Annotated in this window: 23 protein-coding genes and 1 pseudogene; 5 read left to right on the forward strand and 19 right to left on the reverse strand. The window is 58.0% G+C overall.

Annotated features, from left to right (window positions below):
* Positions 1 to 75: 75 nt before the first annotated feature.
* From QMZ26_RS01905 to def, 5 genes are all read right to left on the reverse strand, one after another.
* Positions 76 to 963 (reverse strand): aldo/keto reductase, encoded by an 888-nt coding sequence (locus QMZ26_RS01905; protein WP_283220379.1) that lies wholly within the window; start codon positions 961 to 963, stop codon positions 76 to 78.
* Between the two features lie 147 nt (positions 964 to 1,110).
* Positions 1,111 to 1,674, reverse strand: a complete 564-nt coding sequence (locus tag QMZ26_RS01910; RefSeq protein ID WP_283220380.1) for a methylated-DNA--[protein]-cysteine S-methyltransferase — start codon at positions 1,672 to 1,674, stop codon at positions 1,111 to 1,113.
* 12 nt (positions 1,675 to 1,686) lie between these two features.
* Positions 1,687 to 2,334 carry a glutathione binding-like protein gene (locus QMZ26_RS01915; RefSeq protein WP_283220381.1) on the reverse strand — a complete coding sequence of 216 codons (648 nt, stop codon included), beginning with the start codon at positions 2,332 to 2,334 and terminating at the stop codon, positions 1,687 to 1,689.
* Positions 2,335 to 2,563: 229 nt separating this feature from the next.
* Positions 2,564 to 3,424: an alpha/beta hydrolase gene (locus QMZ26_RS01920; protein ID WP_283219341.1), complete on the reverse strand. Its 861-nt coding sequence runs from the start codon at positions 3,422 to 3,424 to the stop codon at positions 2,564 to 2,566.
* A gap of 153 nt (positions 3,425 to 3,577) precedes the next feature.
* Positions 3,578 to 4,075, reverse strand: coding sequence for a peptide deformylase (gene def / locus QMZ26_RS01925; protein ID WP_283219342.1), 498 nt, complete (start codon positions 4,073 to 4,075; stop codon positions 3,578 to 3,580).
* Positions 4,076 to 4,348: 273 nt separating this feature from the next.
* Between def and QMZ26_RS01930 the strand changes: the two genes are divergently transcribed.
* The gene (locus tag QMZ26_RS01930) at positions 4,349 to 4,846 is read left to right on the forward strand and encodes an ester cyclase (protein WP_283220382.1); all 498 of its coding nucleotides are present in this window, start codon (positions 4,349 to 4,351) and stop codon (positions 4,844 to 4,846) included.
* Positions 4,847 to 4,975: 129 nt separating this feature from the next.
* Here the strand turns inward: QMZ26_RS01930 and QMZ26_RS01935 are convergent, their stop codons facing one another.
* Together QMZ26_RS01935 and QMZ26_RS01940 are read right to left on the reverse strand one after the other, a co-directional pair.
* On the reverse strand, positions 4,976 to 6,172 hold the full coding sequence (locus QMZ26_RS01935; protein ID WP_283220383.1) for a secretin N-terminal domain-containing protein: 1,197 nt from the start codon (positions 6,170 to 6,172) through the stop codon (positions 4,976 to 4,978).
* A 283-nt stretch (positions 6,173 to 6,455) separates the two neighbouring features.
* The gene (locus QMZ26_RS01940) at positions 6,456 to 8,366 is read right to left on the reverse strand and encodes an alginate lyase family protein (protein WP_283220384.1); all 1,911 of its coding nucleotides are present in this window, start codon (positions 8,364 to 8,366) and stop codon (positions 6,456 to 6,458) included.
* A 630-nt stretch (positions 8,367 to 8,996) separates the two neighbouring features.
* Between QMZ26_RS01940 and QMZ26_RS01945 the strand changes: the two genes are divergently transcribed.
* Entirely contained in the window at positions 8,997 to 10,265 is a 1,269-nt protein-coding gene (locus QMZ26_RS01945; protein ID WP_283220385.1) for a HAMP domain-containing sensor histidine kinase, read from the forward strand.
* On the opposite strand, the gene QMZ26_RS01950 is transcribed toward QMZ26_RS01945, so the two are convergent.
* The 11 genes from QMZ26_RS01950 to QMZ26_RS02000 all read right to left on the reverse strand — a co-directional run bounded on the left by QMZ26_RS01950 (position 10,231) and on the right by QMZ26_RS02000 (position 21,524).
* A complete protein-coding gene (locus QMZ26_RS01950; RefSeq protein WP_283219347.1) occupies positions 10,231 to 10,983 on the reverse strand; it encodes a response regulator transcription factor in 753 nt (250 codons plus the stop codon). The two genes, QMZ26_RS01945 and QMZ26_RS01950, sit on opposite strands and share 35 nt — an antisense overlap.
* Before the next feature lie 172 nt (positions 10,984 to 11,155).
* Positions 11,156 to 11,506: a hypothetical protein gene (locus QMZ26_RS01955; protein ID WP_283219348.1), complete on the reverse strand. Its 351-nt coding sequence runs from the start codon at positions 11,504 to 11,506 to the stop codon at positions 11,156 to 11,158.
* A 140-nt stretch (positions 11,507 to 11,646) separates the two neighbouring features.
* Positions 11,647 to 12,288 (reverse strand): DNA oxidative demethylase AlkB, encoded by a 642-nt coding sequence (gene alkB, locus QMZ26_RS01960; RefSeq protein ID WP_345782650.1) that lies wholly within the window; start codon positions 12,286 to 12,288, stop codon positions 11,647 to 11,649.
* Positions 12,289 to 12,299: 11 nt separating this feature from the next.
* Positions 12,300 to 13,022, reverse strand: a complete 723-nt coding sequence (locus QMZ26_RS01965) for a 2OG-Fe(II) oxygenase (protein ID WP_283220386.1) — start codon at positions 13,020 to 13,022, stop codon at positions 12,300 to 12,302.
* Positions 13,019 to 13,576 (reverse strand): methylated-DNA--[protein]-cysteine S-methyltransferase, encoded by a 558-nt coding sequence (locus tag QMZ26_RS01970; RefSeq protein ID WP_283219350.1) that lies wholly within the window; start codon positions 13,574 to 13,576, stop codon positions 13,019 to 13,021. Before QMZ26_RS01970 ends, QMZ26_RS01965 begins: the two co-directional genes overlap by 4 nt.
* A gap of 754 nt (positions 13,577 to 14,330) precedes the next feature.
* Positions 14,331 to 14,801 carry an NIF family HAD-type phosphatase gene (locus tag QMZ26_RS01975; RefSeq protein ID WP_283220387.1) on the reverse strand — a complete coding sequence of 157 codons (471 nt, stop codon included), beginning with the start codon at positions 14,799 to 14,801 and terminating at the stop codon, positions 14,331 to 14,333.
* A 166-nt stretch (positions 14,802 to 14,967) separates the two neighbouring features.
* Entirely contained in the window at positions 14,968 to 15,417 is a 450-nt protein-coding gene (locus QMZ26_RS01980) for a BLUF domain-containing protein (protein WP_283219352.1), read from the reverse strand.
* A gap of 173 nt (positions 15,418 to 15,590) precedes the next feature.
* Positions 15,591 to 16,445, reverse strand: a complete 855-nt coding sequence (locus QMZ26_RS01985) for a hypothetical protein (RefSeq protein ID WP_283220388.1) — start codon at positions 16,443 to 16,445, stop codon at positions 15,591 to 15,593.
* Positions 16,446 to 18,084: 1,639 nt separating this feature from the next.
* Positions 18,085 to 18,966 carry a TniB family NTP-binding protein gene (locus tag QMZ26_RS01990; protein ID WP_283219354.1) on the reverse strand — a complete coding sequence of 294 codons (882 nt, stop codon included), beginning with the start codon at positions 18,964 to 18,966 and terminating at the stop codon, positions 18,085 to 18,087.
* Positions 18,966 to 20,861, reverse strand: a complete 1,896-nt coding sequence (locus QMZ26_RS01995) for a Mu transposase C-terminal domain-containing protein (RefSeq protein WP_283220389.1) — start codon at positions 20,859 to 20,861, stop codon at positions 18,966 to 18,968. Before QMZ26_RS01995 ends, QMZ26_RS01990 begins: the two co-directional genes overlap by 1 nt.
* 3 nt (positions 20,862 to 20,864) lie before the next feature.
* Positions 20,865 to 21,524: a TnsA endonuclease N-terminal domain-containing protein gene (locus tag QMZ26_RS02000; RefSeq protein ID WP_283220390.1), complete on the reverse strand. Its 660-nt coding sequence runs from the start codon at positions 21,522 to 21,524 to the stop codon at positions 20,865 to 20,867.
* A 465-nt stretch (positions 21,525 to 21,989) separates the two neighbouring features.
* Between QMZ26_RS02000 and QMZ26_RS21275 the strand changes: the two are divergent.
* Both QMZ26_RS21275 and QMZ26_RS02015 read left to right on the forward strand, forming a co-directional pair.
* Positions 21,990 to 22,613, forward strand: a pseudogene (locus tag QMZ26_RS21275) (tyrosine-type recombinase/integrase).
* A 495-nt stretch (positions 22,614 to 23,108) separates the two neighbouring features.
* On the forward strand, positions 23,109 to 23,579 hold the full coding sequence (locus QMZ26_RS02015) for a BLUF domain-containing protein (RefSeq protein WP_283220392.1): 471 nt from the start codon (positions 23,109 to 23,111) through the stop codon (positions 23,577 to 23,579).
* 12 nt (positions 23,580 to 23,591) lie between these two features.
* Here QMZ26_RS02015 and QMZ26_RS02020 read toward each other — a convergent pair whose 3' ends face one another.
* Positions 23,592 to 24,560 (reverse strand): formylglycine-generating enzyme family protein, encoded by a 969-nt coding sequence (locus QMZ26_RS02020; protein ID WP_283220393.1) that lies wholly within the window; start codon positions 24,558 to 24,560, stop codon positions 23,592 to 23,594.
* A 951-nt stretch (positions 24,561 to 25,511) separates the two neighbouring features.
* Between QMZ26_RS02020 and QMZ26_RS02025 the strand changes: the two genes are divergently transcribed.
* The gene (locus QMZ26_RS02025; RefSeq protein ID WP_283220394.1) at positions 25,512 to 26,288 is read left to right on the forward strand and encodes a hypothetical protein; all 777 of its coding nucleotides are present in this window, start codon (positions 25,512 to 25,514) and stop codon (positions 26,286 to 26,288) included.
* The last annotated feature ends 30 nt before the right edge of the window (positions 26,289 to 26,318 follow it).

Below are 26,318 nucleotides of genomic sequence, written 5' to 3' on the forward strand. Positions count from 1 at the left end.
CGACGGCAACGTTGAACAGGGGCCACCTCATTCGGTGGCCCCCTTGCGGAGGAGGCGAGCGGCGGCGCGGGACTATCAGGCTCCCGGCCCAGGCGTTTCCGGCGCAGCTTGACCCAGCCGATCCAGCTCGGCGAAATCTTCGGCAGAGAGCTGAAGTCCCGCCGCAGCGACGTTCTCCTCAAGGTGCCTAACCTTACCGGTCCCGGGGATCGGCAACGTTACCGGGCTGCGCTGCAGCACCCATGCCAAAGCAATTTGTCCGGGGGTGAAACCCGTCCGCTTGGAGAGCCGATCCAGGAAGGAGCCCGGCTTGACCAAATCGCCCGCGCCCAGCGGGAACCATGGAATAAAGCCGATGCCTTGGTCTTGGCAGTAGTTGAGCACCGATTCGTGCCTGCGGGTCACCAGGTTGAACATGTTCTGAACCGTCACCACCGGAAAGTGCTGCTGCGCGGCCTGTATCTCATCAACGCCCACTTCGCTCAGACCAACATGGCGGATCAGCCCCTCCCTTTGCATCTGAGCGATGGCATCGAACTGCTCATCCTGCGGGACCTTGGGATCAATGCGATGCAGCTGCCACAGGTCGATCCGTTCTACGTTCAGGCGCCGCATGCTCTGCAGCACTGCATGCCGGAGGTATTCAGGGCGTCCCAGCGGCGCCCATTGATTCTCCCCATGACGAACGAACCCCCCTTTGGTAGCGATGAGCAACCCATCGTAGGGATACAACGCCTCCCGAATCAGTTCCTCACTGTCGTACGGGCCGTAGCTATCAGCGGTGTCGATGAAGTTCACACCGAGCTCCGGCAGTCGCCGAAGCGTCCGAAGGGCCTCGTGCACGTCCTTTGGAGGACCCCAGATTCCATCGCCCACGATTCGCATCGCGCCGTAGCCCAAGCGGTTGATGGAAATGTCGGAAATACAGAACTGCCCCGAATGGTGGGCATTGGGTTGATTCATGTTTGCTCTCTTCTGAAAAAGGATGAAAACACTAACGACTTAGCGACTGGCCGATGCTGCGTTCCCAGGCCAATAGGGTTGCGGGTACTGATCCATGCTCGAGCCATCGTTCCAGCGCGCTGCTGGTAGCGTGGGACAAAGCACGTTTCAAAACCCGGGCAATGTCCCGGTCTGGGGAACCGCTTGGCGCGGCATAAGCGCCTTTTCGTGTTCCAGCAGCCAGGACTTTCGGTGCAGCCCCCAAGCGTATCCTTTGAGGCCGCCATCACTGGCAATGACCCGGTGGCAGGGGACAACGATGGCGATGGGATTGGCGCCGTTGGCCGCGCCAACATCGATGGCCGCACGTGGGTCGTCGAAACCCAGGGCCTTGGCCAACTTTCCGTAAGACGTGGTGGTGCCGACCGGAATGCGACGAAGCGCCGTCCAGACCTGCTCCTGTAGGGGTGTGCCTCGCGTGGCGATAGGCAGCGCGTCGATCGCGTCCCACTGACCGGCGAAGTACCGAGTCAGTGCTTCTTCGATGAACGATGGGGCAGCTGCTTCGGTGAGTTCGACCGGACCATACTGCTGGTGCATGGCGCGCTGCATGTGGCCCTCGTGGCCGGCAAAATCCAAGGCTCGAATGGCCTGCTGGGCGTCGGTGGCCAACAGCATCTCGCCCAATGGCGTTGCCAGGCGGCTCTTGATCCAACTCAGGTTTGTCGGCATCGCAGTAGCTCCTCAGTGTTCCATTCGCGCGGCCGGCTCCGACCCGGCCAACCCTTCCTCGGCCAGTGCCTCACACACATCAGGGTCTGCGCATAGCCGTGCGAAATGCGTGTTCACCCCATCGAAGCCACCTAGATCCACGCCCCTGGCGCGGGCCCAGCGGGTGAGCACGAAAAGGTAGGGATCGGCAATGCTGCGGTGATCGCCAGCGATCCAAGGCCGCTCTCCCAACGCTTTGTCGAACACCCCAAAATGCTTGCGCAGCACTTTTCTAGCGTCATCGAGTGTTTGCTCGCGCTCGTCCTGGTCAACAGCCAACCGTTCTGGATGCATCAGCGGAGAAAACGCTTTGTGAACGTCGGAGTTGATGTAGGCCAGCCAGCGATTCACCAAGGCCCGTCCACGCACCCCCTCCCCGCCCAGACGCGCCTGCGGGGAGATCTCTGCCAAGTAGCGCAGGACCGCAACGTTCTGGCTGAGCGCCCAACCGTCTTCGTCCACCAAGACCGGGACGGTTGACGATGGATTCAAGCGCAAGAAGGCGTTCGACTGTCGCGTGTCGAGATCCGCCAGCTTCAACCGATACGGCGAACCTATCCACCGCAGGACGATGTGAGCGGCCAACGAACAATAACCAGGCCAATAGTGCAACGTCAGCATGTAAGTCCTTATTCACACCACCTTGGTGAGGCCAAACTCACCGAAGAGGTAGACCTCTCCGGTATGCAAGTGCAACTGAGCAGCGCCCTCCGAACCCTCCCCCCAGCGCGCTTGACCGGCGTTGACCAAGGTCTGGCAATACGCTGTGACTTGCTGTCGAGCGTTAGGTGCATGGTCCGGCGGCACAACGAATACTGCGTCCTTGACGGATGGCTGGGCTGCGTGCATCTCAGTCCTCTTGAGTCCAGAAGGCGCGCAGCGCTTCGTTCAACTCCTTTGCCCGCTCCTCAGGGAACAGCAACCGCGCGTTGGCCACCTCCAACTGCGTAACGGGCCCGCCCAGGGTTCGTGCCAGGAAATCCGACCACTCCTTGCCGAAGAAGATGTCGCCGGTGCCCCAAACGACCAAGGCAGGCACAGCGACCCCCCGCAATGCTCGTTCGATCTTTACCGTCTGCGAATGGTCGAACGCCAGGATGAAACGCACCAGATCCTGGGTGCGTTCGGGCGATGCCAGATGCGGGCGGATATAGGTCTCGATGGTTTCGTCTGACACGTCAGAGGAACGTTCGTAGGCGCCCTCCATTGCGTCAGGTCCCCGGAAAAAATCCTTGTCCTCCAGCATCCGTCGGAGCGTTTGCGGCAACCCGCCGGCTTTGACCATATCGAGGAAGCCAGAGAAGTTCGCCGGAGGCCAATTGTCCTGAACGTCGCCGTTGGTCAGGGTCAAGCTGCGCAGGCGATCGGGGTAGCGTGCTGCAAAAATCTGAGCCACACCTGTGCCGCTGTCATTGGCGACCAGATCGACTTGATCTATGGACAATGCGTCGAGGAACTCGCGAACCATTTCGGCCTGAGCTTCAAAGGACACGGCCTGATCCGCGGCGATAGTGGTATGGCCGTGACCCATCAAATCGATGGCCACGCAGCGTCGCAAGTCAGCCAGAGCAGAGAGCTGGTGGCGCCAAAGGTAGCCGTTGACCAGCACTCCGTGAATAAACAGAGCCACCGGTCCCGTGTCGGCGGTCTGAAGATAGCTGATGTGACCCGACGCGGTCTGGACGGATGCTCGCTGAATGGACGGATTCATCGGTTGGCCTTTAACGGAGGAATATTTGCAACGTTACGCCCGTCAGAAGCCCGGTAAACTCCGACTCTTGCGGTCAAATTCGCTACCCGCTCCACCGTCAGCAACCTTGCCACTACGCTCTTGTGCTGCAATCGCCCGCATAGTCGATCGCATTTAGCCATGCCGGCGCTTCCTGGAATGGCGATCTTGCCCTGCTTGCTGATCAACCCAAATGTCAGTCATCAAACGCCCGTCCAAATGGTCGATTTCATGCTGGATGACCGCACTGTCCCAACCGACCATCTCCTGTTCGAACAGCTGCCCATCCAGCCCAGTTGAACGCAGTGTCACGCGTCGTGCGCGGTAGACGTCCACGAAAATACCTGGAAGTGACAGACAGCCCTCCTCAAACCTGGCTTGACGTTGGCCCACGGCCACCAACTCCGGGTTGAGATAGATCCAAGGGCGATTACGTTCACGCGAAGTATCCATCACGATCAAGCGAACGCGTGCATTGACCTGGGGCGCAGCCAAGCCGCACGCGCCCATGCGGTACATCGTCGCCAACATGTCTCGCGCCAGCGCCCGAACTCTGTCATCGACCCTCAAGATCTGGTGTGACGGCTTCCGCAAACGAGGGTCGGATTCCGTCAGAAGTGATAGAAATGTCATGCCCGCTCTCAAGCGAATTGGATAGCGGCCAAAGCATCTGCACGATCCGCGTGAGCTGTCGGCCGGCGTTTTTGAAGGTAAGGACACTAGCGGACGAAGGCTTTCGGGGCAGTCCGTTTCTTGCGATTGAAACGGGACCCCATGAGATCACTTCGGAAGCAACAAACAGAGTTTCCGACCTGCGACGACCGCCTAAATTGGCTGCATCGAATGATTACATTCGGTGCCGCGCATCGAACGGTGCGCGGTGATCACTAATGCGAGGAGATACACATGTCGCAGAACAAACTCGAAGAGAACAAGGCCATCGTGGAGCGCTGGTTCAAGGCGTTCTGGGGAAGCCCAGCCGACCTTAGTGTCATCGAAGAACTCTTGGCACCCAATGGTCTGGTCCACTACCCGATGCATGGCCCCATCCGAGGCCATCAAGCGGTACGCAAGATGATGACGGAATTCCGTGAAGCATTCCCGGATCTGAACTTCTGGGGGACCAGTCCGTTGATCGCCGAAGGCGATTACGTGGTGGGACGTTGGGACGGCGGTGGCACGCACACCGGTCCGGCCTTTAGCGACCTTCCCGTCGGCTCGCTGCCGGAAGCGTCGGGAAAGAAGATTCGCTTCACCGGCACCTCGGTTTTCCGCATCGAGAACGGCAAGATCGTCGAGGAGATCGGAGAAGAGGGCGCTCTCGTGGCTCTGCAGCAGTTGGATCTGCTGGAAAAGCCGAATGAGAGCTACCTTGAAAAATACAAGGATGAGGCTGCCGCGTAAACGACTGGCTTACAGAGAGAGGCTCAAATTAGAGCCTCTCTCTCTTTGATATAGATGCGGACCTTAATTATTACCTCCGCATACATTCTCCCCGAAGTTAGATGACAGAGCTGCCACCCAGCACTGTGCTCAATTCGGGTCCGCTACCAAGGGTGTCAATAGAACGAGGATCTCTCCTCTTTCCGTTGAACTCCCACCCTTCCACTGCCCATTTCGCGCCCATCGACCGCCGTTGCCCTGGAGGCCGGCGCTCTGATCTCGCCCTCGCTCATTGCCGAGCAGACCCGCAATTATCGCGGTTTCACCCACTTTGAGCGCGACTTCGGTCCTGATTCCCCTCGTACTGAGCACTGGCGCCGACGTACCGCCAGCCGATCCAAGCGGTGAGGAGAGATCATATTCAACATTCACAATGGACGCGCCATCGTCAGCAATGAGCGGAACGATCTTCAGGTGGCTTCCGGTTGCCATATAGCCACCATGCGTCTCAACTCCTCCACTGCCGAACTTCCGTCTTTCTTCGATATAGGGAATGAGCTCACCCGATCGGAGTATCGCGGCATTGCTGGAAGAGACCGCAACAATGAAACTGGACAGCACGGTTGCGGAGCCGCTCTTCTGTAAAGAATTGATGATTGCAAGTTCATCGCCGCGGAGCACCGCCGCGCCGAGGCCATGCTGTTCACTGATCTCGGCGCCTAGCGGGATCCAATTCTGTGGAGCTTGAGCTCCCTGCTGCACTGACGACATTCGAGCTATCTCTTCTTGCGAAAGCGGTCTCAGCGCAGCCATCAGGGACTGTGCTTGCTCGGACCAAATTTCCAGCACAGTCACCAGTATCCTAAGCATCCTGGCCGTCCGATCAAGCTTCTGAAGCACGGGCAGCACCTGCTTCCATTCGTCCGGCGTCGCATAGATCAGGACTGTGCCTGCCTCATCATCGCCCGATACCTTTTCCCGGATCTCAGCTTGACCAAGTGCGTCGTTCGCGTAAACGGAGCGGAGCGCGGCCGAGATACTTTTCGCATTTGCGTGCTGAAGACGAAAGGCGAAGAGCGACCTGCCGCCATTGGTCAATGCGCCGATGTCGGATGCCGCATGCGTGGCTGGTGTCGTGCCCTGCGCCGCGACGCTTGTTTGGCAGAACTTCCAACAACTGGAGACCGGCAGGCGCGGGTCACTCCCAACAGGGCATGACACCGAGTCGACTGCAGCGGCAGCCCATTCCTCGTCCGAATGTCGCATCCGAGCCGCCGAATCAACTGTGCTCTCAACCGCGCGAGCAAGATAAATTGCCGCTTTTGAAGGTTGACACTGCACCGTCATGACTGCCAACCCGAGGCACCGTAGTACAAACGTAGGCCCAATACTCATAACTGACGCCTTGGGTTTGCGAGCGATAAAAGACGGATGCGACGACCAAGGTGTGAGGCCAATGTTTATGTGCTTGATCAAGACACAACGGGCCGATGCATCTTTAGCGCCCGATCCAGTCAGATCCAGTCTACGCAGTTCGCTTCCAGGATCACGAGGCATGGAGCGGAGTCAGTAGCGAACAGACTCCGCTCCATCTCGCTATCTTGAGGTGATAGAGGCAGCGGGCTATTAACTACATCCCTGTAGCCGACGATGTCTCTGACGAGGCGCTTTCACCACTGTATCCTGAAGCCCTGACGGCGTACCGGTAGTTGGTACCGGGACGGACGTCTGCGTCGGTGAAGCTTTGCGAGTTGACCTCCGTAGCAATCAAGGCCAAGTCGGAATCACCGGAGGCACGATAAACGTCAAAATAGACAACGTTGGCCAGATCGCTTTTCCACGTCAGATCGATCTTGCCCGCGCTTGGATTGGCGCTAAGTGCTGTGGGTGCCAGTGGCAGTGAGCTTGGATTGGATCCGAATCTCACATCTTCGAAGCGAGCTGTGCTTGTCTCGCCCACTGAGCCGCTGAAGTTGAATGCCCCTACCAGGACTTTCGACCCAAGACTGTCGTCACCCTCCGCAGGGAACACAACGCTGTACGTCGGTGACCAACTGACGCCATCTGCAGACGTGAAACCGTAGATGAAATTCCCTCGCCGGACCAGCTTTATCCAGTATGGCTCCCCCGCCGCCGCGTAGTCTTTGTACCCCATGTAATAGGTTGTGCTACCGCGCCGCCAGTTCAACCTCACCCCGGCAGATGTGGTTCCGGGGGGAGACATTGTCAGAGCTACATAGGGCGTGCGCGGCGAGGCATCGGCGGACTTGCGAATCATGATTCCCGCTCGCCCCGCACTACCGGCGGTGCCGGACGTCTTTACCTTCGCTTGGAAAGTGAAATCTCCTTCGGCCATCCTACTCGCGAACTGATAATTCTTCTCGATTCCGACGCCGGAGCCAGTAAGAGTCAGGCTGTCTCCAGCACTCTGCATGCCAGGTGTCGAACTAGGAGAACCTATGCCCTGGTTAACGAGGCTGGGCACTTCATTGGCGGTCGGCTGCTCCCAAGATGCCTTGAGTAAATCTCTTTTTGGGTTGTTGTCTTGAACTCTTCTGAAAATGAATCCCGGGAAGACGAAGCCCGACGTGTAATCAGGGACGAGTGTGCGGTAGTGCGAGAGATATGGCGCCGACACTCCTTTTCTATTGACGTAAGCATTGTAAATCAGATGCCCGGCCGACGCAGGAATGTCGGTGCGTCGACCCTTCGCATCCAGCCCAATTGACGTGTACAGGCCATATGTTGGCCCGTAGGGAATGAAATTACGCGAGCCCCCTGAGTTGAAGTCGGCGTAATATTCCATCATAGATAGCAGGCGATTGTCTGCGTATGCATAAGCATCCGAGCCTTGCGCCCACAAGGTCTCTGCCGTATAGACTGTGTTTGCAATTTGACCAAAGGCGTGACCCTGGTCGCGCCCTGTATCGCCGGCCTGACCATTGGGCAACGTGTTGCTGAATCCGCTGGCAGGGTCTGTCAAATACGCGTTCAAGGCCATGTTGTACTTGACCGTGTCATCGCTGAAGACTGCGACAGCCATGGCTGACCATATTTGTAGAGCACCCTGGCCACCGCCGAGCGTCTGCGAACCTGCCCCCCATCGCTCACCGCCAATGAAAAGCGATGGCCAATAGACCAGATCCAAGTAGTCCTTAAACGTCTGGGTGTCGTCGTCCGTCCAGCCGGAGTATGTGCTACGCAATATCTCTGCACTGCCAATGCTTTGGATCGCAGCATCGCCTATCGCGAAACTGGACTCAGCACCGCTAAATTCCTTTTGAACGGTTGCCCATGCCAGTAGAATTTCGCGTGCCTTGCTAGCGTATGCGGTATTGTCAGTGAAGTACCACATGAGTGTCAGGTTTGATGCCGCCATCATGTCATGCTTATACGCGTCCAGATTCATATCCGGATTACGGGACACCGCTTTGAAAGGCCCCAGAGGCTGATAGCTGAGCGAGCTATGCGAATTGGACGCCAGCATTGCGTAGCCGGCTTTCCAGGGATCCTGCGTGAGCCTTGACTTGATCGCATCCAAGTGGTCTCGCGTGAACACGATACCGGGATGACTGAAGGTGCGGGTTGGACTTGGCACAGGGGCCGGCGCCTCTGTGGGTGCCTCGGCCGGCGGGACGGAGGGCTGGGTTGGCGTCACCGGCAGCGGCTGGGCGACCTCGGCTTGCGCGCTTGACCCTCCGCCACATGCGGACAACATCGATACGCACAGCCAGAGTGAAGGGCATAGGTACTGCATTCCGCGTCGCCACGGAGTCGAGTAGTGATTCATAGCTTCCCCAACTGCTAGGTTTCAAAGACGTCCGGCGCGCGTACCTAGCTTCCGCTGTGCCTCCCCTACACCTGGATCATAGCGCGGTGGCGAACGCGCCACACTAACCAAGCTAACGGCGCAGGCGCATCTGGGCGACGCCGCGGCAGGAGGTCGAAGGTGTAAGCGTGGATGAGAGTGTCGAACCAGAGTGCCGCTACAATGGTGACGCGTCAGGCGTCAGGCGTCAGGCGTCAGGCGTCAGGGTTCATTTCTGACCATCGGGGCCGCCCCACATTTATCACGAACATCGCAGCGGGAGCTGTTCAAGTGCATGCGTTTCGTCGTTGGCTTCTGGTTCCGCAGTTCCAAGACATGGTGGAATCGCGGAATTCCCCGTTCATGCAAGTCTTGTATGTACTCTTCGCCGTCCTCCCCGTTGCGAACAAGGCAATCTCTTTGTGGGTCAGCTTGGCTGATCCCGGCAGAATCGACAGCGTCGAGCTAGCGGATATCTTTAGTGATTTCATTGTATCCGGCGCATCCATCTGGGCCTTGGCATACACACGTGCAGAAAGATTTGGCATTGGCGCCAAAGTTTTTCTCTTTGGAATTATCGCAAGTCTTGCTGTTGGCTACTGGAGTGTTGAGCCCGGAAATCTCACGCGGGATCCTCTCCCCTTGTTTGTAGTTCTTCTAGCCGGCCTTCTCTTCGGACGCCGAATGCTGTGGACTTGCTACGGTCTTTTGAGCCTCGTTTTCCTGGAGGTGGCCTGGCTGGCCACACTTAGGGGACAACCACTGTCAATCATGGCGGTGTACCTCGCCCAGCTTTGCATCACCTATGCGTTGATTGGCTTGTTGGTCGACCACACCACCAATGCCCTGCGGAGCTCGTATAACACCGCTCGAATCAAGGCAAAGGAGCTTGAGGATGCCCTCACAGAGCTAGGTCGCGTGATGTCGGCTCGCGAGTCGGCCGAAGCAGCCCTGACGCGCATGCAGAAATTTGACACCGCCTCTCAGCTGGCCGTGGGCGTAATCCATGATGTAGCTAACAATCTCAGCGTCATTTCGGCGTTTGCCGCGGACGCTGAGCGGCTTGCGGACGGAGGCGTGGATGCCCTCATTTGCGCAATGGAGGAGATTAGCAAGTCTTGCGAAATGGGGTTCGACGTCATCGACAGGATTCTTGATTTCGCGAAGCGAGAGAAATCCGAGATCATGGTGACCCCTCTGAGCGAGACGCTTGAACACCTAGCACCGCTGATACGAAAACTGCTGCCCCGTCGCGCGTCGCTCGACATCGACGTGCCTGACGACTTGGAACTGGCAATCGATCCCGCACATTTCCAACACGTGATCATGAATCTAAGCACCAATGCAGGCCAAGCGATAAGCGAGGGCGGAACGTTCAGCATTAGTGCGTCATCTGAGGAGTGTGTCGCGACCATCACCATCCGGGACACCGGTAGCGGAATGGATGCCTCCACACTTCGTAGAGCCTTTGAGCCACTGTTTAGTGCGAGGTCATCTTCTGAAGGCGTTGGTCTTGGCTTAGCTATCGTCAAGGAATTGGTCGAGCACGCTGGTGGCCAGGTAGAACTGGCCTCATCGCCAGGGACGGGCACGACTGTCACCGTTCGGCTATCGGCAGCAAATTTGAACTAGCCTCCAGGGAGTATCCAATTCCTCGGCGAGCGACGATTTGCAGTGTCTCACCTGAGGCATTGAGCGTAGCAAGCTTCTTGCGCAATCGATGAATCACCATATCCAGCCGGGTTACATCGCACGCCGCAACATCCTCGCTCAGCAGCGCCGCCAACGCGCCTCTCGTGATGCTCTTACCTCGCGCGGCAACAAGTGCGCGCATGAGAAGCCGCTCCGAAACATTCAGTGCCACTGATCCCGAATCTTCCATCCAAAGGACCCAGCCATCGTCCTGTAACTTCCAAGTAGCGAGCTGCCTATTCTGCTTTTCTGGACTCTCAGACTGACCCTCTTGATCAGCAAGCCTCTTAGTGTCCAGCCTCTTTGCTAGCTGCCGCATTGACAGCGCAACCAGTTCGATGTCAGCCGGCTTCTTGAAGTACAAATCGGCTCCTTTCAATAGTGCAGCTAGGTGATCCTGCCGTCCCCTCCTCGCAGTGAGAACGACAATTCCCACGTCTTCCTGCCGCTGGCGGAGTCTGGATAGAAGTTCCAGCCCGTCCAGATCAGGCAAGCTCAGATCGACCAGCACCAAATCGGTGTCACGCACCTTTATCAAACGGAAGAAATCTGCGGCAGTTCCTGCGCTTCGGACGTCGAACCCATAGTCTCGCAGCCCTGGGACGAGTATTTTGTCCCGCATCTGCGCATCGTCTTCTACCAAGGCCAAGCTGATCATTCTCATATCTTATTCTTCTCGCCTACCACATCGATCGCTTTCTCCTTTGCGCGCTTCTCCTAGTAGTCTTTTTTGGATCTTCTGCACAATCGGCGTCGGCTGATGGCGACCTCCGATACTGGTTAGTGAGACCTCACACAATCCTTTATGTAATCCTATGCGCCGCTCGCCCCTAACGCCGCGTCCCCTTGCGCCGAGCACTCCAGGCGTTGCGATCGAACACTTGAGCGACTGGCGTTCCCAATTTTGCACGAATAGTCGGCCTTTGGGCGTCTTGCGCCAGCGTCGACTCATCGCACGATACCTCAATGTAGGTCGCTGCCGTGACCGGGCGCACATTTTTGTCTACCCATGGACTGAAACGTCTTCTTTTCGACGCGATAAGCAACAGCGGTGTGGCGACTGATCCGGCCTCAGTGGTCCATTTCTTTGCCGCCAGCATCTTCGGGATCCAGCTTTCAGTTGCATTTGCTTGGCTTTGGACCTTTGAATGCCAACGGGCAATCGTGATGTTGGAATTCACGCGCTGCAAGTGTCGGCTGTCAAACAGTAGAAATGGAGGTTGCGTGCGCTGTCAGAGATCGGTCCAACATCAATTCGCAGAGCGCTATTGACTCCCTTTCACTCAAGCAGCTTGAGCCCTTCGTTGGTATTGACAGAGACTTAGCCAGCCCTACGGAAAGTAAAATTGATGCGCTGCTCACCAAGCAGAGGGTGGGCTGTGCCCTTCAGCGGCATCACGCCGTGATACCGCATCCTGTCTTCACCTCCCCAAACCACCACGTCGCCATGATGGAGTTCGACCTTAAGGCACCGATCTGTTCTGTCCAACCCGCCGAAGAGAAAAGTGGCCGACATGCCCAATGAAACTGAGACGATCGGCGAGTTGAAGTCGCGCTCATTCTTGTCTTGATGTAGGGACAAGCGGGACCCAGGTAAATAGCGATTGATCAGGCATGCGTCCGGTTCGAAGCTCTCGAATCCGGCCTGGCAAGCGGCCGCGACAGCCAGCGCTCTGAAGGAGCTCGGCATAGGCGGCCAAGGCTTGCCGCTGTCTGGATCGAGCGCTGTGTAGCGATAGCCACGACGGTCCGTGGACCATCCAAGATCACCGCAATTGGTGAGCGCTACTGACATGGTGAATCCGCCGGGCGTCACCATGTTCCGGAACGGTGACCGCTCAACCAATGAGTGAATAGCCGGCAAGAGAGTCCCTATATGAGGGAGCGCGAAACCCCTCAGCACAACAGCACTGGGACCAAGTTGCACGACCGGGCACATTGGAAACAGATCTAGGTTACTCATTTTTTCAATGCCTACTTCGAATCGTGAAAAATCAAACCCAAGGTGTGGCGCTTTCCAGCTCGAATCCTACTGACTCCATGTCGCGCTTGCCCTTTAATTGAGGTGCCGCGCTTGCCCACAACGGGCCGATAATTGACAGCAAAAACGACCGCGTCCCCCTGCTGTAGATCGACCACGTCGGCGAAGCTACTAGAGCCGCTCTTCATGGCCATGACAAACTGCCCACCGTGAAAGTCCTGTTCCGGCGCTGACAGCAAAATGGCTACTTGCAGGGGGAATACGTGCTCGCCATAGAGATCCTGATGGAGGCAGTTGTAATCGCCTGAACTGTACTCAAGCAACAAGGGCGTAGGCCTGAGCTGGCCAACGTCATGGCAACGCGCGAGGAACGACCCCAGATCATCTGGGTAGCGTGTACCCATTTTCAGCTGCTCGACCCATTGATTCGCAATCGGGACGAGCTTGGAATAGAGGGCATGCCGAAGGTCTTCAATCGCCGTTGGAAGCGGATAGGCAAAATACTTGTATTCACCCTTTCCAAATCCATGCTTTGCCATGACAATTCGGGTTCGGTAGAGCAAATCATTGTTGTAACTGCCGGCAATCGCCTGGCACTGCTCCGGACTCAAGAGCCGAGGCAGGCAAGAATTTCCGCGCTCCCTCAGCTCATCGGCCACGCGCCCCCAATCTACTCCGTTCAGAATAGAGCTTGGTTCAAGGTTGATTGCGTTCACGACGCTGCCTCGTCGGCGAGGAGATTTCGCTTCCGTTCGATGCCCCAACGGTAGCCGGCGAGCGCTCCATCCTTACGCACCACACGGTGGCAGGGGATGGCTAACGCAAGAACATTGGCGGCGCAGGCACTGGCAACGGCCCTCACAGCTTCTGGCACGCCCAGATGCTCAGCAACATCGCTATAGCTTCTTGTCTCGCCCATGGGAATGCCGCACAAAGTCTGCCAAACCTTCTGCTGGAACGCGCTGCCACCCACGTCAAGATCTACAATGCCGTCGGCGCTGTCTTTGTCAATGAATGCAATAACTTGCCCAAGCTCTCGGTAGAGTTCCGACTGGGCTTTTACCAAGGGAAGATGTGGAAATGCCTCTTTCAGCTGCGCTACGAGGTCACCGTCATTACTCCCAAGGAAAATTGCGCAAATGCCACGTTCACTCCGGCCGATAAGGGCTTTCCCGCGCGTCGTCTCGCCTACGGCGTAGCGAATGGTACCGGTCTGCTCGGAGCCAGGCGCGCGAAAGTTGTATTTGAAGAAAGACTGATCAATGTTCATTTTCCTGTTCTCGAAGCGATTGGTTGACCATCACAGTCTGGACGCTTTGCGCCCAATACGAACTCCGCTCCTTGCGATCAAATTCGCGAGACGTCACCATCGCCTGGGGCCGCCCCCGTTCTCACGGACGCTCAGAAGATGTTCGACCCCGGCCGCAAGGGGCGCTCATGTCAAAGGGTAGAGGTCGATATGCGGTCAAACTCTAGACCCTCCAGCAGCAATGGCGTGGACACCGTACGTTTTGGCAGATTCCAACTCATGTGACTCACGCGCTGCCTGATCGCGAAAGCACTATGTGGCAGCTTGGCGTGCTTACCCTGCGCAACAGCCTGGAGGTGCCTTTGCTTCATCCCGAATCAACTCCGTGCGGAATGTGCTGATTCGACTGCCGTCGGACCTCGGTCTGGAAGTCGGTTCACAGCGTCGCGCCAAGGAGGCGGATATTGCCGCTCACTAGCGCCCCTGATCTAGGAAGTGGATGTGAACAGTGCCGAGGCACGCCTCTGCAAGCCGCCCCCTGTTCAGCTTTTCACTTGGCCTCTTCAGTTCCATGCGCGTAGATCAAAGGAAGATTGGGGGAACGTTCGTTCGGCCCAGAACACGGCGCGGTCACCCACGTCAATGTCGCCGGCAACTACCTCTTGTTGACCAACATCAATATCAAGCTGCACTGCATCTACGAGCCCATTCGTCTTCTTCGGCGCGTCAGGCCTCGGCCTAGGATGAAGTTCAGAAAGGATCAGTATGCGCCTGGCTACAGCTCTTCGAACCGAGCTGCCGTCCTTGGGAAACATTCAGCATCACCGAGGCGATCAAGGAGACGTCGGAGAGCGACATTGAGGCCATCGTCGCTGGACGGATAGGGAGACCCAAAGAGCGGAATCGGTATCCAAAGGTGCTCTTGCCCGGAATGTACGTAGGGCGCGTGATCATCAAGCAGTAGAGCATCACCTAGCCGCGGTGACGCTAGAAGCAAGTCTTTCGTCTTGCCTGACCAGCAGATGTAGCGCAGTTCGGCGAACCAGGCAGGCGCGCTGCCTTCGCGAACCAGTAGCGATGCGATGCTACGAAAACGCTTTTCCGGAACAGTCGTGAACATTACCAACTGATCAAAATGCCCGAATACGTCCTCCAGGAACCTGTAGAGCCCAGGCCTGGGAATCTGGCTGATCGCATTGGAGATGAGGGTACCCTCAAGGTCCAGCGCCAATATGGTCGGCTTCATCACTGCCTCCGCCGTCGATGCGTGCGACTACCTTGCTCTCTTGGTGCAATGCTGTCTATCGCGTGAGCCTACTGGTACGGACGGGGTGTGAGCCCACCGGTACGGCGCGCGTCGCGTGCCATTCGCGAACGCCGACGCCACTTCAGTTAATCGTTAAGACTCGGTGCTAAGCCACCGTGACGTGAGGCATCACCAGAGCAATCAGCCTATCCATCGCGGTAGCATTCGCCGCCTCGGCATCACCCTGTCGGCGGAAGCCTGTCCAGTCACTATGGGCAACGATGCTCAGTTCGTTTGGACTGACCGATAGCCGACGCATGGACCAGAAAGGGAGTCGGCGCTGACCAACCCGACCCCGCTGGAGCTCGACCAAGCCCGAATGGCTCGTTGCGCCCACCACTCGGGAATAGGCGATGTCGACCCCATCGTCCGGGCCCTCCAGATATTGGAGGAACCTGCCCCCATCGAACAACAGCACGCCGGTTACGCCGGCATTGCAGTTGAACCGCGACGCATCGCCGATCAGCCATTGCAGCCGCTCCTCGACTGCCTCCCGAACGTCACCCGCTAAAGCTGGGCCTGCCTCGCTTACGTAGACCACGGCCTTGATGGGCATGTAATGCTTCTCCTAAGCGCCAGTCCCCCAGTTCAGCTGTCTCACCGTACCACTTCTCACGGGCCACGAGCAGTCCGCGGTCCTGAATGCTTCACACGACATGCCATTTATGGCAACGGCCGGACCAGCTGGAGAGCTGGATCCGGCGTTAGATGCGCAAGATCCAACAGGCTTTACCGACCTTGCCTCTTTGACCATTCCAGCACGATGCCCTTCATCTCAGCCTGGACCCGCACAAGCCCATCCCTGGTAACAATATCCCCCTCCGGGGTGACCCCGGTCATAGCCCGGCGCAGCTCTGCGGGTTCAAGTTGGTAGACCAGACAGAGGATGGCGGCCAGGTCCCCGTAGTCCGCTTTTGGCAGATCCTTGACCCGCGCCAACAGATCCACCAGTTTCACCGCTCCCCGCTTGAGGCTCGGCGCCTTGGGCGCTCGAGGCGGCATAGTCACCTGCCAGTCGTAGCACCTTTGCACGAAGGTGACCCAGACACTGATGGTTGCCCGAGCACCCGGAACCTTCGCCAGATAGGCGAGCAGTTGCTCTTGGCCGAATGGCCCCTCCAGTTGCGCACTTTCACAGAATGCATCGGCAACTCCTAGGTACTGGGAAACCGTACGGGTCTGCTTCCCAGTGAGCCACACCCGGTACTCGCGCAGGAAAGGCCCCCACGGTTTGCTGTCGGCAGCGGACAAGCGATCCTCGATGAGAGCGAGGTCACGAGCTTCATTGCGTGCGTCCTTGTCGATGGACAGGCCGTAGTGTTCGCAAACGTACTGTGTGGCATTGAGGTTTGCCCGGAGCGTCTTGGTATCGTAGATGCGGAGAAGATCGGCAGCAATGAGTGGCTGGCGAGCCTGGGCATCACTGTCGATTGCCAAGAAAAATCCCGCAGCCTTTCCAGCTTTCTTCGGCAACGCGCCCGTAGGCACGTTCTTGACCAACAGCCACTCACCATACTGCCGGTACAGATCGGCGACCCATGATCGCTGGAAGATCGGCAGCTGCTGCTCAACTTCTCGGCGCACCCTGGACTTGATGCTGCATCCATCGCAGCGCGCACGACCGGTCCCATTGACCGTAGTCCCACACTCCGGACAGTCATGAGTGGCCGGCTGATCAGTGCTGCAGTGGCCGCAGAGCTTGCGGCCATCATCTGTGGTCTGCACCAGCTTTCGGTAGCGTCGGCACCTTGAACACGTGATGTGTGTTGCCTTATTGATGCACCGCGGACAGGCCTTCTGTCCCGGCTGAAGATGGCTGGCACCGCTCAGGCGTTGGCTCGGTTCCTTGCAAATGTCACAAGGAACGGCTTCGGTGAAGTACGGATAGCAAGACAGACAGGCAACAACGCACTCAGTGATGCTACCCCCGTCCGGAGCCGGGACTACCAGCGTCACGTGTCTTGCTTCAGGAGCCAGGCGGTTGCATCGATTACAGCGCCGCTCAGAACGATCGCATCGTGGGCACTGAGGCGCCTTCGATTCTGACCGATGATGCACCACGGTACCCTCACAAGAAGGACATTGCGCCCGCTTGAACTCACGCTTGTAGCACGTTGCGCAGTACTCCTTCCCTTCGTGAATTCGCTGGGCTTTGGTGATGTGCCGGCTGCAACCATCGCAGCTACGGCGCCCTAACTTATCGGTACTCATCGTGCTTTTCCAACCATCTTGAATAACAAAGCTGCCCTTTTCTCGCGCCACCCAACCTGTCTTTTTCGCTCCGCTTCTCCCACCGTTCGTATCTCTTGCCTGTTGAAGCTACATCCCCTGTTTCGGCGGCCTGGGGGCAATCGCCCCACAAAGGCGGCTAGCCAAGGTGGCATGCTCTGACGGAAGCTGCGCTGCGTAAGGTGGCAACGATCTGCGCTGGCTTCCAGCGCCACCGCGTCTCCGATCAGCGATTCTGTCAGTTGCATGTACGCATGCCGGGCTTCCACTGACCTGAACTCCATACGTACCGTGGGTGAATAAGCAGGGCGCCCCGCGGCCCCAAATCCGGATAGCAAGGCATCGACGCCCCAGAGTAGGTCTTTGCCACTGCAGCGAGAGTCGCACGGCAAGAACCAATCGCACGGTCCCACCAGGGCATTGAAGAGAAGAGACTGGGCCGCGGTCACTTCTGCAGGCAGTGCTTTTGCAGCGTCCAAGTTCGCAAAGCAGTTCCAGCAGACCGTTATGTCAAAGCCCTGGCGTTGCGGCTGGGCCGGAACACCACAACGGGGGCACCGGTCCAGCATCAGCGTTTGGTGGATGGGGCATACCGTCCAAAAGGAAAGCCGCCATTGCCTCAGGAAGCCCCCGCCCTCAGCCAAGCAGGCCGGGCAGAATGCCAAACCAGGCCGCAAACGCCTGCGGTGGTACACGCCAATGCTCCCTATCCAGTGGTAGGCCCCCTGTAACGGTTCAGGCTGTCGCCGGGTTACCTCTTCCCACCGGCCCAAGGTCAATTCTTCCAGTACCTCTCTGGGTTGCCCGGATGCGACAGCCAGATCATCAATCAGGCGGGATGAGGCGCTGACGTCGACATCGCGGTTCCATACGGCCGTCCCTGGAGATGCAAGTTGGATTAGCGTATGGGGCGAGACCCCCCACAAGATGGCCTGACGCGCTAAGTAGCTGGTAAGCAACTCACCGGGAATCGGAGGTGGCCAGTTGGTATGCACTAGACATCTGCCAGTGCATCTTCCTTTGGCCGCGCTTCCTTCACCGCCTGAATCAGGTTGACGGTGATCTTCTCGCTACCGTCGGTGATAGCCAAGATTGCCGCGTCCTTCAGAAGACGTACGGTCCCGCCAATGGTCTCCTCTCCCAGAGCAAACAGGGCAGTGGACAGCTCCTCGGTCGCCAGGCCCGAAGGCTTGCCCAGCGGCAAGAGACGCTCGTAGGTGTTGAGGAAGTTGAGGTAGGGAATGTCCAGCTCCCACCTCGGCATGGCCACAGTTTGAAAGCGCGACTTCATCTGCGCGTCAAAGGAGAGCGCATTCACAGCAGCGGTGGTACCCGCCGCCACAATGCTGATGTTCAAGTCATTGCTGAGCTTGCGCAGGCCGGCGAGGATATCGGCCGCCCCCTTCCGTGCGAGGGTCACATCATTGAACTCATCGATGGCCAGAACCCGTACCATGCGCAAGCGCATCACTGCCAGCACCATCTGATATTTGGTGTGGGCCGGATCAGACCGGCGATGGGTCACGGCGCAGCGCGTCAGGATCTCAGACCAGACCTGCGACAGATCGGCCGGCACAGGCATAGCCATGCGAACAACGGGCGAGCAGAGCGTTCCGTTCTCTTTCTCCACTGACTTGTGCCTGAGCTGGAACTGTCGGAGCAACGCAGTCTTGCCATTGTCCGCTCGTGCCACGATCACACGACAAGGTGGGCGCTGGGTGGTGGGGTACATGACCAACTGATCCAAGGAATCCAGGATAGACTTGGCCTTTTCATAGCCGATCCAGCGATCTGCTCTGCAGATCTCAATACGCTTCTCGACGTTGCTGTCCATGTGGACAGCGATGCTATCCATCAGATGCGGGAATGCGTTCATCAGTTGATCTCTCCTACCTCGAGTACTTCAAGAACCTGGGAGAAGATGCCGCGATCTTTCACCGCTGCCACAGGGAATTTCGGTACCGCGGGTACCGTAGGCGTTGTGCCGGGCACAGGCGCAGCATCGCCTTGCTTGGGACGCTTGGCGTGCTGCCGGCGGGCCGCCTTCGTCTTAGACACCGACTCGTCCACCAGCTGCCGATTCCTGCGGATACTGTCGAAGATGCGATCTTCGTCCACCGCTGCTTTGCCCTCGGCGCGAATGGCACGCTGTGCTTCACGCAGTTCGCCAACAGAAACCGCCGGATGGCCGAGGTTGCGGTAAGGGATAGCGATGTAGTCGCCCACGGCCGGGTCTAGGAAGTAGATGACGCTGACGTTGCGAGGGTCCCTTGCGAAGGTGAACTTCTGGTGGCGCTTGGGAAATTCCGGATCCGTGGCGCCGATGTACGGGTCCAGGACAGGGTCGTAGTAGTAGACGTAGTCGATGCGAACGCCGTAGCGCTGGACGGTGCTGCTGAAGTAAGGCAGGAAGTCCAAGCGAATGCGATCGGGGTTGGCGGGCAGCATCCGGCCAATACCAGGCTTGTCACCACCGAGAATGCCTTGCTGCCAGATTCGCATGGGGGAGGAGTCCTGGAGCTGACTGTGGCTACGCTGGTGATAGTTGTTGACTATGAATTCAACCAGATAGCGCTCCACGTCCTTCAATGTCAGGGCTGCTTCTTTCTCAGAATCGTAGCTATCCTTCTCCTGAGTATTGGAGAACGTAGTGCCCGGCACCTTCTTCATCTCCGTGGCCACCGTTCCCATGTAGCGCTCGATGTGCCCACCGTAGTTAGGCTTCTTCACTGGCCGCCACTGCATGTCGATGTTGTTTGCTTGGCAACCGCGGTCAACCGCTTTGCACTTGAACTCGCGTGCATTGTCCGCGTGTAGCGTGCCAATCTGGCCCCAAACCGGCCAGTCTCCCTCAACGCCAAGCTCCCGCAGGTACTCACTCTTGGTGTTGATTGCATGTGATACGCACATGGCCACCGAGGTAGCCGAGGGTGCGTCCAAGGTCACATAGAGCCCGACAACCGACCTGCTGAAGACGTCGATGGCCAAAGTGAGGAAGGGTCGGCCAAGCGGCTTGCGGTACACCTCATCAACAACGATCACGTCGAGCGGGGTATGGTCTATCTGGACGACCGCCATCGGGAAGTCAGCGCCAGGGAAAGAGCCCTGAATCGGCTCATATTTGTTGCGGGCCTGATCCTTCTGACCACGCGAGCGCAGCGCTGTAGCAGGTCTGACCTCAGCCAACCGCTTACGAATGGTGTTTTCGTGCGGCGCATCAATGCTCGCGACGCGACAACGCTGGAGCACCTCGGCAACGACCTCCTTGGGCGAACGGCGCTGCTTGGTCAGGTAGAAGTCCTCTATGACAGAGGCGATGACCAGCTCTTGGTCGGCATGAAGAAAGCGGTCGCCCTTGTTGCGACCAGGCTTCCGAGGCACCAGCGCTGCGACGTGCTGGTGATCCAAGTACAACGACAGCCACTTATAGAGCGTTGAGGTGTTAACACCCGCGGCCAAAGCGGCCCGGCTGACATCATCCTTGCTGCGGTATGGCATCTCGATTAGAGGTTTGATAGCCTCGAAACGGCGCTGCGCCACCGCCCAAACTTCGTCTGAATAGTGGTGCACAGAGTAGTTGGGGGTGCCATCGGCCGTCGCTGCCTCGATAACACGCGACATGGTCTCAATTCGCAGCCGTGCGGGCACCTGAGTCTCAACATCCTCGGCCAGGACGCTATAGAGATCGAGCGAACGGGTGATGCGATAGCGGCGCTGGCCAACCATCACCTCAGCTCCGGGCGCGATGCTCATGAAGTTGGATTCAGACATGGGTTACCCCCTCAGCTGCATCGGCATGCGCATGCTGAGCGGCTTGTTCAGATCAATGTCGAAGTCACCCCGGGCGACCATCTGCCACAGCGCAGGGATGGCCAATGCCCGCTCCTCCTCCGGCCAGTAGGCGGCGGCAAGCAAGGCTTCGGGTGTAGTAGGACCAAGCGCGCTTGCGGTGTAGCGCAGCTGGGCCTGCCTGACATACAGCGGGTCCATCGCCCGATACCGGCGAAGGAACTTGGCGTTTTGGAGGTAGGGCGTGCGGATATGACGCTCAGTCACGATCTTGAACTGCCAGTCCCTCCTACGACAGTAGGCGACCGCGGCCTTGAAGCGAGGCCGCAGCTCTTGCCAGTCCTCCTTCAGGGACTCAAGAGGTTTGACCTCATAGACAACGGTCGGGATCTCGTCCCGATTGAACTCCGCCAGCACGTCAGGTGTGTACCGCCGAACCCGGCCGGCATCTACGTAGGTCAGAGTGAAGGGCTGTTCCTGGACCCGAAGGACCTGAGGGTTGGAGTCCAGAACAATCAGTAGATCGCGCTCGAGCGACGACTCAAAGCCGGCTACCCCGCCAGCTTCCAAATTGACCTTCCCGGTCAGGGCCCGTCGACTATTTTTCAACTTTCGAACGGGGGCGCTGGAAACGAGTCTCTTCATCAGATGTTTTATGCAATCCGGTCGTGTTAATTCGTGTTTTCGTTCGCATCCTCTAATGTTGAGCCTAGACTAGATATGCTTTGGTGAAGGGCTCTAACCGGGGCTTTCTGCGAGGGGGTTTCTCGCCATTTGGTGTGAATGACACGGCAATTGCCGCACACCCAGCCGCAGGAGCAATGTCGCTTCTGTGGGCGCAGATGTTGCCTGAGATCTCGGATCGTCATGCTTCGACTGGTCACGTTGACTTCAATGCGGCTCTGCAACATGGCCTAAGGACGGTTGGCGCGCAGATCAACGAAGCGGCAGGGATCGTGCCCTCCGATCCCGTGAGCTAGTTCGAGGGAATGCTGTCCCGGGGAACCCGATCAACTGATGAGCGCGCATGGAGTGCCCGCTTCCGGTCGCATCACGCCTTGCTTCTAGGCTCGGACGAAGCCTGACCAACCCCTTCAACAGGAGTAACTCATGGCAATTATTCATACACACCAGCCCCACGAGCCCTGGAACAAGGGAAAGCTGATCGGCCAGAAGGCGCCGCTCAAGCTGAAAGATATCTGGGCCATCCGGATCAGACTTCAGCTTGGCCACTAGGTTCGAGATCTAGCCCTATTCAATCTGGCAATCGACTCCAAGCTCCGCGCCTGCGACTTGGTGAAACTCCGGGTGTCCGATGTATCTCACGGCAGGCAGATGGCTTCGCGAGCTATGGTGATGCAACAGAAGACCGGTCGCCCTGTCCAGTTCGAAATCACCCAATCGACTCGCGAGGCTGTACAGGCTTGGATCACTCATGCTGACCTGAAGACCTCTGACTTCTTGTTCGCGAGCCGCGTGTCGGACTCGCCCCACCTTTCGACGAGGCAGTACGCCAGGATTGTCCACCGCTGGGTGGAGGAAGCTGGTCTCGAGTCAGGTTCCTATGGCACGCACACGATGCGCAGGATAAAAGCTTAGTTGATCTACCGCAGGACGCGAAACCTCAGGGCTGTCCAGCTATTGCTTGGGCACACGAAGCTCGAAAGCACCGTGCGTTACCTAGGCATCGAGGTCGATGATGCCTTGGAGATTGCCGAGGAGACTGATGTGTGAGTCCATAAGGGGCGCTCCTCGCCCATCGAAGGTCGAGGAGCGGCCAGAAGCGGTCGATCAACTCTGGAATCGAGCGAAATCGAAAAGCGCCTTCGCCCTGAATGAACTGTCAGGCACCGGCATGGTGTTGTATCTCCGGGCCTGGCTGAAGTGCTGTGCCACAGAACCTGCAGCGACGATTCCACTCCCAACGCCGAATATCAGCGAAGTCATCCCTAGGGCACCATTGCTCCTTCGAGCACATGGACACCACACCACAGGAAATGACCCTTGTGGACTAGAGGCGCCGATCTACCTAGAGCTTCCTGACCCCGGAGCAATCCTGGAAGTGGAACCCTGCAGAGTAGTACTCCCCTTCCCACTGCCCCGGAGAAACCGGTTGAATGATTACTGTGCGAGCGAATCGGCTTGCCGATAGGAACTGCGGGAGGATACATTTGCTCCGAGGGGGGTATCAGGCGATCAACGGGGAGCATCCAGTGCCCATCCGGGCTTGTGGTCTATGTCAGCGAGGTCTCAGATACGCTGAGGGGCGATCTGCTCGGTCTCCGCAGCGGGAAGTTCCAGGAACTGGCTGACGACGCGACGCGCTTCAATCGCGATGTCGGCGTCAGCGGCTTTCTGTTGTTCGACGACATCCGATTTCTACAGTATCTGGAGAGCCCGCCCGATGGCGTCGATGTCGCACTGTCCCGCGTGCTAGGGGCTTCAAGTCACCACCATGTGATCGAGTTGCAGCGGGGGACGGTCGCGGATCGTCGGGTGCCCTATTGGCTCATGCGCTGGCTTCCTGTCGAAGTCAAAGATCTGACCGAAGTCGCGATGAGCGCCTGGGGTGGGTTCAAGGTGCGCGACGACGGAAAGGCCCTCAAAGCGACGGCCATCGACCGACTGATTTTCTTAGTGAGCCGGCGGGCCTTGCGTGGAGCAGCTCAACCCGGTCTTAGTCGAGTCAAGGACGTGTGAGTCGCTTTTTAGTTAGGTCGTACTCGATCGTGGCCGGACAATGCAACGAAAGCCAATGTGGCTGGTAGTCGTGTCCACAGGATGCGGGTGACGGGCTGCGGGACGGTATCGACGGCAATACGAAGGGGCACACAAGTGTGAGCCGCCCTTCAGTACCATCCGTCCAACATCTTGCTGCCCCGGATCAATGCTCGTCTCACGGCGACCACCTTGCGGATTCCTGGGCACGCAGCACGGCTTTGCGGCGTCATCTGGATGGCGGTTGGTGAACCAGTCGTCGGTCCATTCCCAGACGTTTCCAATCATGTCCAACAGACCATATCCATTTGCGGGATAGGCTCCCACGGGAGAGGTTCGCACGTAACCATCCTCTTCCAGGTTCTGCCAAGGAAACAGCCCCTGCCAAGTGTTCGCCATGTGTTGACCGTCTGGGGTCAGCTCATTCCCCCACGCAAACTCCGTGCCGCCCCTCCCTCCCAACGCCGCGAACTCCCACTCGGCTTCCGTTGGCACCTGCTTGCCGCTCCACGCGGCGTAAGCGCGAACGTCGTCAATGCCGACGTGCACAACGGGATGGTCTTCAAGGCCCTCGATGCCAGAACCGGGCCCGAGAGGCTGCCGCCAGTTGGCTCCGAATACAAATGACCACCAATGACGTACGTCGTGTGGAACCGGGCCCGGCGGCGGGGTAAAGACCATGGACCCCGGCTGCAGCATTTCTTCGGAGGCGCCCGGGTAGTCTTGAAGCATAGGGGCTATCTCCGCAAAGGTCACGTGGCCGGTGCTGGCCACAAACCGATCAAACTGACGATTGGTGACAGGACCAATATCCATCCAGAATCCATCAACCCTAACCCGGTGGCTTGGCTTTTCTTCAGGGTAATGTTCATCCGATCCCATACGGAACTCGCCCCCTGGAATCCAAACCATCCCCGGTTGATCCGAGCCTGTCTCACCCACAGAGAGATTGTTGTCATCCATCCAATGGTCCTTTGATCAAAATTTATCGAGGGACTACTTTGGCCAACCTGTCCGACCGACAACGCCTAGGTCGCCGTTCTTCACAGATCCACGCGGGCCGCAACAGACTTCCGCTTGTTGTCCAGGCTCGGCAACGTCACAGGTGTCGTCCAGAAGGCCAAGCTCTTGAGCGCGGCGAACAAGTGCCGTGGATGTATGAGCGCCCAACGCCTGCATAGCTGCATACCGGTGCGACTCCACCGTCCGCCTGGATAGGCCAAGCTGTTTAGCTATGTCGATCGAACGCTTTCCTTCTGCCACCAGTAAGGTCACCCGCTTCTGGGCAGGGGTCAGTGGCCCTGAGCCAAGGCGGAATTCCTTCAAGCAAGGGCCCTTCGCGCGGGAGTTCGGGGCGCATTCGAGAAGGCGAGCGACCACATTGACCAGCTCGAGACAGGAGCATTCCTCCTCCATATAAAGGACCGCCCCCCTTTGTCGAGAGCCACCTCTATCCTCGCGAATGTTGCTGGCTCGGCCTAGGACGAGAACTGGGATGCCAGGAGATGCAGACTTGGCGTCGTCCAGCAGCGCCAAGGGAACGCGCCTTTCGCCCACGTGATACACCAACAAACGGACAGGATGGTCTCGAATCTTATCCAATGCTTCGGCTTCCGACTTCGCCACAGCCGTGGTCGGAAAGTACTGGGAAAGCACGCGCGAGAGCGCGTCGATAAACAAGTATTGACTTCGGGAAACGAGCAGCGGCATTTGTGACTCCTGTCGCACAAATCCAAGTCTCTCGGTCGATTGTCTCTACTTCAATCCCGCGGCAGCGTCGGGCTGCGGCGTAAATACACATAAAACGGCCAATCAAAATAGTGAAGCCGGACCAGTATCGCTAAGCATTTCTACGGATTTCATTGCGGGAACACCCCTGCGAGCATGTGCCTACCACTCCTCTGAGCAGATGGCATGCATCTTCTCTCAAGCAACTACCCATTCTTGCCGCTGTGGTTGCTCACGATTCTCCTATTCTTAGCCCTGTTGGCTGCCCGGGAACTCGGCGCATTTGTGGGGATGAGGCTGAGAACCACTGGCGAGACTGACGACGATGCGTTCGCCATGACGACAGTATTGGGCCTCCTTGCCCTGCTGATTGGATTCACATTCTCCATTGCGCTACAGCGTTACGACGCCCGCAGAGCGTTGGTGGTTGAGGAGGCCAACGCAATCGGAACGACCTGGCTCAGGCTTGCGCTGCTGCCTGCTGAAGATCAACCGAGGTTGCGCGGCTTGCTACGGGATTACACCCAAGCGCGCGTGGATTTCGGCCACGCCAAGTCCAGCGAGGAAGAGCAGGTTCTGCACGTTCGCTCCCAGCGGCTCCAGGCAGTGGTCTGGCAAGAAATGGTCGGGGCAACTTCGGACTTCAAAGACACTGCCAGGGCTTCACTGCTTCTTACAACCACCAATCAGGCCATCGACCTGTCTGAAGAACGGCTTGCAAGCCGCCAAGCACACGTTCCCGCTCGGATCCTATGGATGCTGGTGCTTTTCGCCGTTCTGGCGTCTGGTCTGGTCGGCTACGAGCGGCCGCGCCACAGACGGACGTCGGCACTTGTTCTTGCGCTCTTCACGTTGGCGGCTGCGCTTGTCGTCGATTTGGATCGGCCGACCACTGGCATTACCAACGTTCCGCAGGTGGCGATGCAGTCCCTGCTAGATAGCATGCAGACGAATGCCCAGTGACATCCCACTCATCAACGCGAAGGAACTACC

This window comes from Stenotrophomonas sp. PFBMAA-4 (assembly GCF_030053215.1).
Lineage (GTDB): Bacteria > Pseudomonadota > Gammaproteobacteria > Xanthomonadales > Xanthomonadaceae > Stenotrophomonas.

Bases quoted from the DNA above. Each gene is read 5' to 3' on its own strand.
- QMZ26_RS01905 (WP_283220379.1), bottom strand. From the start codon at position 963: ATGAATCAACCCAATGCCCACCATTCGGGGCAGTTCTGTATTTCCGAC.
- QMZ26_RS01910 (WP_283220380.1), bottom strand. From the start codon at position 1,674: ATGCCGACAAACCTGAGTTGGATCAAGAGCCGCCTGGCAACGCCATTG.
- QMZ26_RS01915 (WP_283220381.1), bottom strand. From the start codon at position 2,334: ATGCTGACGTTGCACTATTGGCCTGGTTATTGTTCGTTGGCCGCTCAC.
- QMZ26_RS01920 (WP_283219341.1), bottom strand. From the start codon at position 3,424: ATGAATCCGTCCATTCAGCGAGCATCCGTCCAGACCGCGTCGGGTCAC.
- def (WP_283219342.1), bottom strand. From the start codon at position 4,075: ATGACATTTCTATCACTTCTGACGGAATCCGACCCTCGTTTGCGGAAG.
- QMZ26_RS01930 (WP_283220382.1), top strand. From the start codon at position 4,349: ATGTCGCAGAACAAACTCGAAGAGAACAAGGCCATCGTGGAGCGCTGG.
- QMZ26_RS01935 (WP_283220383.1), bottom strand. From the start codon at position 6,172: ATGACGGTGCAGTGTCAACCTTCAAAAGCGGCAATTTATCTTGCTCGC.
- QMZ26_RS01945 (WP_283220385.1), top strand. From the start codon at position 8,997: ATGCAAGTCTTGTATGTACTCTTCGCCGTCCTCCCCGTTGCGAACAAG.
- QMZ26_RS01950 (WP_283219347.1), bottom strand. From the start codon at position 10,983: ATGATCAGCTTGGCCTTGGTAGAAGACGATGCGCAGATGCGGGACAAA.
- alkB (WP_345782650.1), bottom strand. From the start codon at position 12,288: ATGAGTAACCTAGATCTGTTTCCAATGTGCCCGGTCGTGCAACTTGGT.
- QMZ26_RS01970 (WP_283219350.1), bottom strand. From the start codon at position 13,576: ATGAACATTGATCAGTCTTTCTTCAAATACAACTTTCGCGCGCCTGGC.
- QMZ26_RS01975 (WP_283220387.1), bottom strand. From the start codon at position 14,801: ATGAAGCCGACCATATTGGCGCTGGACCTTGAGGGTACCCTCATCTCC.
- QMZ26_RS01980 (WP_283219352.1), bottom strand. From the start codon at position 15,417: ATGCCCATCAAGGCCGTGGTCTACGTAAGCGAGGCAGGCCCAGCTTTA.
- QMZ26_RS01990 (WP_283219354.1), bottom strand. From the start codon at position 18,966: ATGAACGCATTCCCGCATCTGATGGATAGCATCGCTGTCCACATGGAC.
- QMZ26_RS01995 (WP_283220389.1), bottom strand. From the start codon at position 20,861: ATGTCTGAATCCAACTTCATGAGCATCGCGCCCGGAGCTGAGGTGATG.
- QMZ26_RS02000 (WP_283220390.1), bottom strand. From the start codon at position 21,524: ATGAAGAGACTCGTTTCCAGCGCCCCCGTTCGAAAGTTGAAAAATAGT.
- QMZ26_RS02020 (WP_283220393.1), bottom strand. From the start codon at position 24,560: ATGGATGACAACAATCTCTCTGTGGGTGAGACAGGCTCGGATCAACCG.
- QMZ26_RS02025 (WP_283220394.1), top strand. From the start codon at position 25,512: ATGCATCTTCTCTCAAGCAACTACCCATTCTTGCCGCTGTGGTTGCTC.